General features: G+C 71.8%; 7 protein-coding genes and 1 pseudogene. 3 read left to right on the top strand and 5 right to left on the bottom strand.

Annotated features, from left to right (window positions below):
- Positions 1 to 430: 430 nt before the first annotated feature.
- From GPJ59_RS27355 to GPJ59_RS27340, 4 genes are all read right to left on the bottom strand, one after another.
- Positions 431 to 1,264 carry an S-methyl-5'-thioadenosine phosphorylase gene (locus GPJ59_RS27355; protein ID WP_219670372.1) on the bottom strand — a complete coding sequence of 278 codons (834 nt, stop codon included), beginning with the start codon at positions 1,262 to 1,264 and terminating at the stop codon, positions 431 to 433.
- Between the two features lie 96 nt (positions 1,265 to 1,360).
- Positions 1,361 to 1,651, bottom strand: coding sequence for an FmdB family zinc ribbon protein (locus GPJ59_RS27350; RefSeq protein WP_219670371.1), 291 nt, complete (start codon positions 1,649 to 1,651; stop codon positions 1,361 to 1,363).
- 68 nt (positions 1,652 to 1,719) lie between these two features.
- Positions 1,720 to 3,051, bottom strand: a complete 1,332-nt coding sequence (locus tag GPJ59_RS27345; protein WP_219670370.1) for an MFS transporter — start codon at positions 3,049 to 3,051, stop codon at positions 1,720 to 1,722.
- Positions 3,052 to 3,566: 515 nt separating this feature from the next.
- Entirely contained in the window at positions 3,567 to 5,117 is a 1,551-nt protein-coding gene (locus GPJ59_RS27340) for a potassium/proton antiporter (RefSeq protein ID WP_219670369.1), read from the bottom strand.
- A gap of 252 nt (positions 5,118 to 5,369) precedes the next feature.
- Between GPJ59_RS27340 and GPJ59_RS27335 the strand changes: the two genes are divergently transcribed.
- Positions 5,370 to 8,186 (top strand): penicillin acylase family protein, encoded by a 2,817-nt coding sequence (locus GPJ59_RS27335; protein WP_219670368.1) that lies wholly within the window; start codon positions 5,370 to 5,372, stop codon positions 8,184 to 8,186.
- A gap of 143 nt (positions 8,187 to 8,329) precedes the next feature.
- On the opposite strand, the gene GPJ59_RS27330 is transcribed toward GPJ59_RS27335, so the two are convergent.
- The gene (locus tag GPJ59_RS27330; protein ID WP_219670367.1) at positions 8,330 to 8,962 is read right to left on the bottom strand and encodes a 5-formyltetrahydrofolate cyclo-ligase; all 633 of its coding nucleotides are present in this window, start codon (positions 8,960 to 8,962) and stop codon (positions 8,330 to 8,332) included.
- Between the two features lie 62 nt (positions 8,963 to 9,024).
- Here GPJ59_RS27330 and galU point away from each other — a divergent pair, with 62 nt between their 5' ends.
- Positions 9,025 to 9,927, top strand: coding sequence for a UTP--glucose-1-phosphate uridylyltransferase GalU (gene galU / locus GPJ59_RS27325; protein WP_219670366.1), 903 nt, complete (start codon positions 9,025 to 9,027; stop codon positions 9,925 to 9,927).
- A 4-nt stretch (positions 9,928 to 9,931) separates the two neighbouring features.
- Positions 9,932 to 10,408: pseudogene (locus GPJ59_RS27320) on the top strand (gephyrin-like molybdotransferase Glp); the annotation flags it as partial.

The following is a 10,408-nucleotide window of genomic DNA, read 5'->3' as shown; positions in this document are numbered from 1 at the left end:
AAGTCTGAAGCTGACTAAGGAGATCAGCCTCGGTCAGGTGGGCGCGGAGCTGGGTATAAGAGCCAGCCCGCAGGGCCCGCCGCAGCCGCCCGCCGCCCCGGCCGACCCGCAGCGGCGGGAACATCGGCACCGGCCGCGCGGGCGGGCACGCCCCGGACCGGACCGGGGAAGAGAACGGGGAAGAGACCTGGGAGGAGATCTGGGAAGAGAACTGGGACGAAGCGGAAGACAACTGGGACGAAGTGTCGAACACGACACCCACCACCTCTCGTGAGAAGCAGCTCCCGTACCTCGGGAACACCCCTCACGATCCGCCCACCCGCGGCCACCCCGCCCGCCCCTGTGGACGATCCCCAGCTTGTGGACAACTCCGTCACCCACACGGGTGAGGCGCGGGCCGGGGCGCCGGCCCCAGCGAAGCCCGCCGGCCTCAGGGAAGCTCGATCCCCAGGTCCCAGCCCTCGTGCGCACGCGTGCACAGGCACGCACGGTCCTCCGTCCGCGGCAGCGCGGCGACCGTGTCGAAGAGCACCGCGCGCAGCCGGCCGACGTTCTCGCCGAAGACCTTGAGCACCTCGCTGTGGGACACGCCCTCGCCCGTCTCCACGCCCGCGTCGAGGTCCGTGACCAGCGCCATCGAGGTGTAGCAGAGGCCCAGCTCGCGGGCCAGGACGGCCTCCGGGTGGCCCGTCATGCCGACCACCGACCAGCCCATCGCCGCGTGCCACTGCGACTCGGCGCGGGTGGAGAAGCGCGGGCCCTCGACGACGACCATCGTGCCGCCGTCGACCGGCTCCCAGTCGCGGCCGCGGGCCGCCGCCAGCGCCGCGTCCCGCCCGACCGGGCAGTACGGGTCGGCGAAGGTGGTGTGGACGACGTTCGGGATGGTGCCGTCCGGCAGCGGGTGCCCGTCGAAGAAGGTCTGCGCGCGCGACTTCGTACGGTCGACCAGCTGGTCGGGCACCAGCAGGGTGCCCGGGCCGTACTCCGGCCGCAGCCCGCCCACCGCGCAGGGCCCGAGGACCTGGCGGACGCCGAGGGAGCGCAGCGCCCACAGGTTGGCCCGGTAGTTGATCCGGTGCGGCGGCAGGTGGTGGCCGCGGCCGTGCCGGGGCAGGAACGCGACCTGGCGTCCGGCCAGCTCACCCACGTACAGGGAGTCGCTGGGGAGGCCGTACGGGGTCTCCACCTGGAGCTCGGTGACCTCCTGCAGGAAGGAGTAGAAGCCCGAACCGCCGATTACGCCGATCTCTGCGTGCACCATGAGCCACACCCTAACCAAGGAACGCGAACGGCCCCGGCCCCCGGTAGGTAGCGGGGGACGGGGCCGTCGGCGTACGTCTGAGGTACGCCGGCGTCGTCAGGCGGCCGGCGTGCTGCTGCTCGACGCGGCCGGGGCCGGGGCCGGGGCGGGCGTGGCCGAGGCCGCCGGCTTCGAGGCGGACGAGGACGCGGGCGTGCTGCTGGACGACGCGCCACGGCTGTCGTTGCGGTAGAAGCCCGAGCCCTTGAAGACGATGCCGACCGCGGAGAACACCTTCTTGAGGCGTCCCTTGCAGCTCGGGCACTCGGTGAGGGCGTCGTCCGTGAACTTCTGCACGGCCTCGAGGCCCTCGCCGCACTCGGTGCACTGGTACTGGTAGGTCGGCACGAATCTTCCTCCTGGCACTCTGGCTCGATGAGTGCTAACGACGTTCCATGGTGACTTATTCCGGCGGATCAGTCCACCGTGACCGGCACGCGGTGACCGATGCCACGCTCGTCGGCCCGCTCCGCGCGAGCCTCCGTCGAGGCGTTCACGATCCGGCCGGGGCCCTTCGGCGCCAGGTTGGCGCGCAGCGCCAGCAGGGTCGCCAGGGCCAGCGCGGTGGCCGCCATCGGGACCAGGAAGCCCGCGCCCGAGCCGTACGCGTCGGTCAGCCGGCCGGCGGCGATGGCCGCCACGGCCTGCCCGAGGGCGACCGCGCCCGTCAGCCACGTGAAGGCCTCGGTGCGGGTGTTCGCCGGCACCAGGGTCTCGATCATCGTGTACCCGGTGATCAGGGCCGGGGCGATGCACAGCCCGACCAGCAGGCCGAGCGCGCCCAGCAGGACCGCCGAGTCGGCGGACCACAGGACGGACGCGGCCGCGGTCAGGCCGGCGTAGCCGAGGATCAGGCGGCGGCGCGGGCCGATCTTCCAGGCGACGGCGCCGCAGGCGATGCCCGCGATCATGTTGCCGGCCGCGAAGACGCCGTAGAGCAGGCCGTTCGCGCCGGGGTTGCCGATCTCCTCGGAGAAGGCGGCCATCGAGATCTGCATGCCGCCGAAGACGGCGCCGATGCCCAGGAAGGCCGCGACCAGGACGCGGACGCCCGGGATGGACAGCGCGGAGGCGTGCTTCTCGGCGACGGCGGCGGCAGCGCCGGCCGGCCGCGGCTGGGTGGCGCGCTGCGCCGCGAAGACCAGGCCGCCCAGCACGGTCAGGCCGGCCTCGGTGACCAGGCCGGCGGCCGGGTGCACGCCGGTGCACAGTGCGGTCGCGAGGACCGGGCCGACGACGAAGGTGAGCTCGTCGGTGACGGACTCGAAGGCCGCGGCCGTCGGCAGCAGCGGGGAGCCCTGGAGCTTGGCGGCCCAGCGGGCCCGGACCATCGGGCCGACCTGCGGCACCGAGGCGCCCGCCGGTACGGCGGCCAGCGCCAGCGCCCAGACCGGCGCGCCCAGCAGGGTGAGGGCGGTCAGGCCGCTGATGGCGACGCCGTGGACGAGGGCGACCGGAGCCAGGACGGCGCTCTGGCCGTGCCGGTCGGTCAGCCGGCCCATCACGGGCGCGGACAGCGCCATGGAGACGCCGGTGACGGCCGAGACGACGGCGGCGAGCCCGTACGAGCCGGTGGCGTGCTGGACGAGCAGCAGGATGCTGACGGTCAGCATGCCGAAGGGGAGCCGGGCGGCGAAGCCCGGCAGGAGGAAGGAGAGCGCGCCCGGGGTGCGCAGGAGCGAGCCGTAGCCGGGGCGGGGGGAGGACTGCTCGGAGTTGTCCTTCTCGGTCGTGACCGCGGATGTCACGGCCTTGCCTTTCCGCTACCTGGTAGAGCGTCCCCGTCTGCGGGCGGTGCGTGCTTCGTGGGCCGCACCCGTACGTAATGGGAGCTCCGAGAGCTGTCCTCTTGCGCAGAACCGAGTGATACCAGGGGCGCCCACTGCGAGAGGGGGGCGCCACGGCCGCCGAGCGGTCGCGCCAGCTCTGCGTCAGGCAGAGTTGGTTCGTTTTGGTGTGCCTTCATGCTACAGGGAAAGGTGTTACTACGCCCTGTGATTGCGGCGACAAGACATGTCTTCACCTGCGATTAGCGAGGGCTTCGCCTCCTCGAAAAGGGAGAAATCGTGGCAGATCTCGGCAGACGCGAGCGAAAACAGCCGAATTAGAACGCCGCTCTAATCGCGGGAAAGCCTGAAAAGCCCGAAAGGTCCGCGCTGCCCCCGCACCCCCGCGTCCCCGTCGCCCCCGCGTCGCGCCGCGCGCCGCACCGCACCGGACCGCGGCGGCGAAGGCCGGAAGCGCGGAAGCGGAAGCCCGAGCCCTACCGTGACCTCCGGCCGCCGCGCTCCGAGCCGCCCCGCGCGCCGCCCCCTCCCGCGCCGCCACCTCCGGCGCCGCCGCCCCCCGCGTCGCCCGTCCCCAGCCAGCCCGCCAGCTTGCCGCCCCGGGCCACCGCCCGCAGCCGCGCCTCCGCCGCGTCCCGTACCGGATCCGTCGCCACCACCAGCAGCTCGTCCCCGCGTCGCAGCACGGTCGACGGCAGCGGTACGAAGCTCTTGCCGTCGCGGACGACCAGCGTCACCGAGGCCCCGCCCGGCAGTCGCAGCTCGCTGACCTCCACCCCGTGCATCCGCGAGCCCTCGGGGATCGCGAAGGACAGCAGGTGGCCGCGCAGCTTCTCCAGCGGGGCCGACTCGATCCCCAGGTCCGACGTGGCCTCCACCGAGTCGCCCAGCTTCAGCTTGCGCGCCACCCACGGCAGCGTCGGCCCCTGCACCAGGGTGTAGACGACGACCAGCACGAAGACGATGTTGAAGACCCGGTCGCTGTCCTCGACCCCGGACACCATCGGGATGGTCGCCAGGATGATGGGCACGGCCCCGCGCAGCCCGGCCCACGACAGAAGGGCCTGCTCCCGCCAGGGCATCCGGAAGGGGAGGAGGCTGACGAAGACCTCCAGGGGCCGGGCCACCGTCGTCAGCACCAGCCCGATGACCACCGCGGGCCAGAAGTCGCCCAGCAGCTCGTGCGGGGTCACCAGCAGGCCCAGCAGCACGAACATGCCGATCTGGGCGATCCAGCCCAGTCCGTCCGCGAAGCCCCGCGTCGCCGGCCAGTGCGGCAGCTTGGCGTTGCCCAGCACCATGGCCGCCAGGTACACGGCGAGGAATCCGGAGCCGTGCACGAGTGCGCCCGCCGCGTACGCGGTCACGGCGATGGCCATCACGGCGATCGGGTAGAGGCCCGAGGCGGGCAGTGCGATGTGGCGCAGCCCGTACGCGCCCAGGAACCCGACCGCCAGGCCTATCGCGGCGCCGACGGCGAGCTCTCCCGCGATCTTGCCGATCAGCACGTACCACTCGTCCACCGGGCCGACCGCCGAGAAGGCGACGACCAGGATCACCACCGGGGCGTCGTTGAAGCCCGATTCCGCTTCCAGTACGCCGGTGACCCGTGGGGGCAGCGGCACCTTGCGCAGGACCGAGAAGACCGCCGCCGCGTCCGTGGAGGAGACGACCGCGCCGATCAGCAGCGACTGCTGCCAGTCCAGCCCGACGAGGTAGTGCGCTCCGGCGGCGGTCACGCTCACGCTCACGGCGACGCCGACGAGCGAGAGCATGGTCGCGGCCGGCAGTGCCGGTTTGATCTCGTTCCACTTCGTCCCCAGACCACCCTCGGCGAGGATCACGACCAGGGCGGCGTAGCCGAACACCTGGGTGAGTGCCGCGTTGTCGAAGACGACGTTGCCTATGCCGTCCTGACCTATCGCGATGCCTATGCCGAGGTAGATGAGCAGGCTGGGGAGGCCGCTGCGTGAGGAGATCCGCACGGCGCCGACGGCGACGAGCAGCACGAGCGAGCACACCAGCATGAGCTCATTGAGCTGGTTGACGGTCAGCGGGCGCGCCTTTCTCCAGGGGCCTGCCGGAGCGGCCCTCCGGCGGCAGGTAGTTCGTTACCTTACCTAATCTTTGACGATTCCTTGACGTGCTAGTCACATTGTGAAACGCCTGTTCGCTCCCCTCTTCACGGCTCCTCCCTGACACCGCGTCCGAACAGTTACGACGCTGCGCCTATGGTTGCTCCCAGCACTCAGGACCACCCTGCCCCTCTAAGGACAGCGATGCCCGCCAACGAATCCGCACCCGCCGCCAAGAAGAAGGGACGACGCGCCCGTCTGATCGTGCTCGTCCTGGTGCTGGCGCTCGTCACGGGCCTCGGCTACGGGGGCTACTGGAGCGCGGACACGATCCGCGCCTCGTTCCCGCAGACGACCGGCTCCCTCCAGCTCCCCGGGCTGAGCCGCCCCGTGGACGTCAAGCGCGACGCCCGCGGCATCCCGCAGCTCTACGCGGACTCCGACGAGGACCTGATGCGTGCACAGGGCTTCGTGCACGCGCAGGACCGCTTCTGGGAGATGGACGTACGCCGCCACATGACGGCCGGCCGCCTCTCGGAGATGTTCGGCGCCGGCCAGGTCGAGACCGACGCCTTCCTGCGCACCCTCGGCTGGCGCCAGGTCGCCCAGGCCGAGTACGACACCAAGCTCTCGCCGGAGACGAAGAAGTTCCTCCAGGCTTACGCCGACGGGGTCAACGCCTACCTCAAGGGGAAGTCCGGCAAGGCCCTCTCCGTCGAGCACGCGGCCCTCAAGCTCAGCGACGACTACCAGCCCGAGCCGTGGAGCCCCGTGGACTCGGTGGCCTGGCTCAAGGCCATGGCCTGGGACCTGCGCGGCAACATGCAGGACGAGATCGACCGGGCGCTGATGGCCGGCAAGCTCAGCCAGCAGCAGATCGACGAGCTCTACCCGCCGTACCCGTTCGACCGGAACAAGCCGGTCACCGAGGGCGGCAAGGTCCAGGCCGGGGCGTACGTCCCCCAGGGCGCGACCGGCTCGGCGGCCTCGGGCGCGGGCGCCTCGGGCGCGGGCGCCTCGGGCTCGGGCGCCCCCGGCGCCACCCCCAACGGCGGCGTCTCCGGCGCCACCGTCCAGGGCGCGGCCCAGGGCGTACGCACGCAGCTGAGCGCCCTGTCCGACACCCTCGACAAGATCCCGGCGCTGCTCGGCCCCAACGGCAGCGGCATCGGCTCGAACTCCTGGGTGGTCTCGGGCAGGTACACGACCACCGGCAAGCCCCTGCTGGCCAACGACCCGCACCTGGCCCCGCAGCTGCCCTCGCTCTGGTACCAGATGGGCCTGCACTGCCGGACCGCCGGCAGCGGCTGCACCTTCGACGTGGCCGGGTACTCCTTCTCCGGCATGCCCGGCGTGGTCATCGGCCACAACGCCGACATCGCCTGGGGCATGACCAACCTCGGCGCCGACGTGACCGACCTCTACCTGGAGCAGGTCAAGCCCGAGGGCTACGTCTACGACAACAAGGTGCTCCCGTTCACCTTCCGCGAGGAGATCATCAAGGTCGCCGGCGGGGCCAGCAAGAAGATCACCGTGCGGATCACCAACAACGGCCCGCTGATCTCCGACCGCAGCGACGAGCTCGGCACCGTCGGCACCCGCGCCCCGGTCACCGGCCCCGCCCCGGACCGCGGCAACGGCTACGCCGTCGCCCTGCGCTGGACCGCGCTGGACCCGGGCAAGTCCATGGACGCCGTCTTCAAGATCAACCGGGCCAAGGACTTCGCCTCCTTCCGGGCCGCGGCCGCCGACTTCGAGGTCCCCTCCCAGAACCTGATCTACGCCGACAACAAGGGCCCCGCCGGCAACATCGGCTACCAGGCCCCCGGCCGGATCCCGGTCCGCAACCAGGGCGACGGGAAGATGCCGGCGCCGGGCTGGGACTCGAAGTACGCCTGGAAGGGCGGCAAGGACGGCAACGCCGGCTACATCCCGCAGAACGAGCTGCCCTGGGAGCTCAACCCCGCGCGCGGCTACATCGTCACCGCCAACCAGGCGGTCGTGGAGTCCGGCGCGGGCAAGTACCCGTACACGCTGACCACCGACTGGGGCTACGGCGCCCGCAGCCAGCGGATCAACGACCTCATCGAGGCGAAGATCAAGGACAGCGGCAAGATCTCGACCGACGACATGCGGACCATGCAGATGGACAACAGCAGCGAGATCGCCGCGCTGCTGACCCCGATGCTGTCCAAGGTCCCCATCGCCGACCAGGACGTCCGCCAGGCCCAGAAGCTGCTGGACGGCTGGAACTACACGCAGGAGCCGGACTCGGCGGCGGCCGCCTACTTCAACGCGGTCTGGCGCAACATCCTCAAGCTGGCCTTCGGCGACAAGATGCCCAAGGAGCTGCGGGTCGAGGGCGACTGCCGGAACGTGAAGGCGGACACCCAGGGCCTGGCCGACGACCTGACCGAGGTGGTCCGCGAGTGCGGCATGCGCGACGCGGACTCGGCGCAGCCGGACGGCGGCGACCGCTGGTTCGAGGTGGTCCGGCGCCTGGTCAAGGACGAGAAGTCGGCCTGGTGGCAGTCGCCGGCCGTGCGCAACCAGCCCGCGTCCACCTCCCGCGACGAGCTGTTCGCGCGGGCCATGAAGGACGCCCGCTGGGAGCTCACCGCCAAGCTCGGCAAGGACCCGGAGTCCTGGAGCTGGGGCCGGCTGCACCAGCTGCAGCTGAAGAACCAGACCATCGGCACCGAGGGCCCCGGCTTCCTGCAGTGGCTGCTCAACCGCGGCCCCTGGAACCTGGGCGGCGGCGAGGCCACGGTCAACGCCACCGGCTGGAACGCGGCCAGCGGCTACGACGTCACCTGGGTCCCGTCCATGCGGATGGTCGTCAACCTGAACGACCTGGACAAGTCCCGCTGGATCAACCTGACCGGCGCGAGCGGGCACACGTACCACTCGCACTACACGGACCAGACGGACCTGTGGGCCAAGGGTGAGCTGCTGGAGTGGCCCTTCGGCAAGGGCGCGGTCGACAAGGCGACGGTGGACACGCTGACGCTCAAGCCGTGAGGCCGACGATCGAGCGGTGAGGCCGACGATCGAGCGGTGAAGCCGACGATCGAGCCGTGAGGCGCGGTCGTGCCGCGGGCGCCCGGCCCCCGCGGCACGACGTGCGACGTGCGACGTGCGACGTGCGACGCACGACGTGCGCGTCAGCCGAAGCGGCGCACCCCCGACGGGGTGGCCACCGCCTGCACGGGGTGGTCGTGCGGTTCCTCCGGGACCCGCGCGACCACCTCGTCGTCGTAGAGGAGCACCACCAGCGCGGGGTGGGCGCCGGCCTTCGCCAGCCGCTGGAGCACCCGGTCGTACGAGCCCCCGCCCCGCCCCAGCCGCATCCCGCGCCCGTCCACGGCGAGCCCGGGCAGCAGGACGGTGTCGGCGCCGGTGACCGCGTCCGGGCCGAGCCGGGGCCCGACCGGCTCCAGCAGCCGCATCATGCCCGGGCGGTGGACCTCCGCGAGCGAGACGGGCCCGTCGTACGGCGCCCAGTCCAGGTCGTTGTCGGGCAGCAGCACGGGCAGCAGGACCCGGATGCCGCGCCGGTGCAGGGCGTCGAGCAGGGCCCGGGTGCCGGGCTCGGTGCCCACGGAGACGTACGCGGCGACCGTACGCGCCCGCGCCAGCTCCGGCAGGTCGAGCGCATGCCGGGCCAGCGCCTCCGCCGCGGCCCCGGCGGCGCCGGGGGACAAGGCGCGCCGGGCGGCGAGCAGTTCGCGGCGCAGCTCCGCCTTGGCGGACGGGTCCTCACCCACGGTCGACACGAAAATCCACACCTTTCTCATTAATATCGGACATACTTACCGGAATTAAATCTTCACCTTCGGCACCCACTATCGTTCTGCCCATGACTCAGTTGCACCCCGTGATCAAAAAGGCCGTCATCCCGGCCGCGGGCCTCGGTACGCGCTTCCTGCCGGCGACGAAGGCCACGCCGAAGGAAATGCTCCCGGTCGTGGACAAGCCGGCCATCCAGTACGTGGTCGAAGAGGCCGTCGCTGCCGGCCTCGACGACGTCCTCATGATCACAGGACGTAACAAGCGGCCGCTGGAGGACCACTTCGACCGCAACTACGAGCTGGAGTCGGCGCTGGTCGCCAAGGGCGACGACGACCGCCTGAAGAAGGTCCAGGAGTCCAGCGACCTGGCCACCATGCACTACGTCCGCCAGGGCGACCCCAGGGGCCTCGGCCACGCCGTCCTCTGCGCCGCCCCGCACGTCGGCCACGAGCCGTTCGCCGTCCTGCTCGGCGACGACCTCATCGACCCGCGCGACCCGCTGCTGCGGCAGATGGTCGACGTCCAGCAGCGCACCGGCGGCACCGTCATCGCCCTGATGGAGGTCCCGCAGGAGAGCATCCACCTCTACGGCTGCGCCGCCGTCGAGGCCACCGGCGAGGACGGCGTCGTCCGCATCACCGGTCTGGTCGAGAAGCCGGAGCCGGCCGACGCGCCCAGCAACTACGCCGTCATCGGACGCTATGTCCTCAACCCCGCGATCTTCGACATACTGCGGGAGACCGAGCCGGGCCGCGGTGGGGAGATCCAGCTCACCGACGCCCTGCAGAAGCTGGCCGCCGACGAGACCGTGGGCGGTCCGGTGCACGGCGTGGTCTTCCGGGGCCGCCGCTACGACACCGGCGACCGCGCCGACTACCTGCGGGCCATCGTCCGCCTCGCGTGCGAGCGCGAGGACCTGGGCCCGGAGTTCCGCACCTGGCTTCACCGTTACGTCACGGAGGAGATGTAGCACCTTGAGCAGCCCCGCACCGCAGGACACCGCGCCCGAGCAGCCCAGCGCCCCGGAGCCCGGGCCGGCCCCGGAGTCCGGGCCGCAGCGCCTGTGGTCGGTGGACGAGCACCTCGCGGACATCCTCACCGCCGTCCGGCCGCTGGAGCCCATCGAGCTCCAGCTGCTGGACGCCCAGGGCTGTGTCCTGGTCGAGGACGTCACCGTGCCCGTCGCCCTGCCGCCCTTCGACAACAGCTCCATGGACGGCTACGCCGTCCGTACGGCCGATGTCCAGGGCGCGAGCGAGGAGTTCCCCGCGGTGCTCACGGTGGTCGGGGACGTCGCGGCGGGCAGCGGCGAGCTGCCCACCGTCGGCCCCGGCCAGGCTGCCCGCATCATGACCGGCGCGCCGCTGCCGCCCGGCGCCGAGGCCGTCGTACCCGTCGAGTGGACCGACGGCGGCACCGGCGGCGGCGCGGCCGCCGGCATGGTGCCCGCC

The sequence above is a fragment of the Streptomyces bambusae genome, assembly GCF_019400985.1.
GTDB classification, from domain to species: Bacteria; Actinomycetota; Actinomycetes; order Streptomycetales; family Streptomycetaceae; genus Streptomyces; species Streptomyces bambusae_A.
The sequence above is the reverse complement of the archived record's forward strand: the minus strand, read 5'-3'. Positions and strand labels throughout refer to the sequence as shown.

Coding starts and splice junctions, on each gene's coding strand:
- GPJ59_RS27340 (WP_219670369.1), bottom strand. CDS start 5,117: ATGCTGGTGTGCTCGCTCGTGCTGCTCGTCGCCGTCGGCGCCGTGCGG.
- GPJ59_RS27355 (WP_219670372.1), bottom strand. CDS start 1,264: ATGGTGCACGCAGAGATCGGCGTAATCGGCGGTTCGGGCTTCTACTCC.
- GPJ59_RS27330 (WP_219670367.1), bottom strand. CDS start 8,962: ATGAGAAAGGTGTGGATTTTCGTGTCGACCGTGGGTGAGGACCCGTCC.
- GPJ59_RS27335 (WP_219670368.1), top strand. CDS start 5,370: ATGCCCGCCAACGAATCCGCACCCGCCGCCAAGAAGAAGGGACGACGC.
- galU (WP_219670366.1), top strand. CDS start 9,025: ATGACTCAGTTGCACCCCGTGATCAAAAAGGCCGTCATCCCGGCCGCG.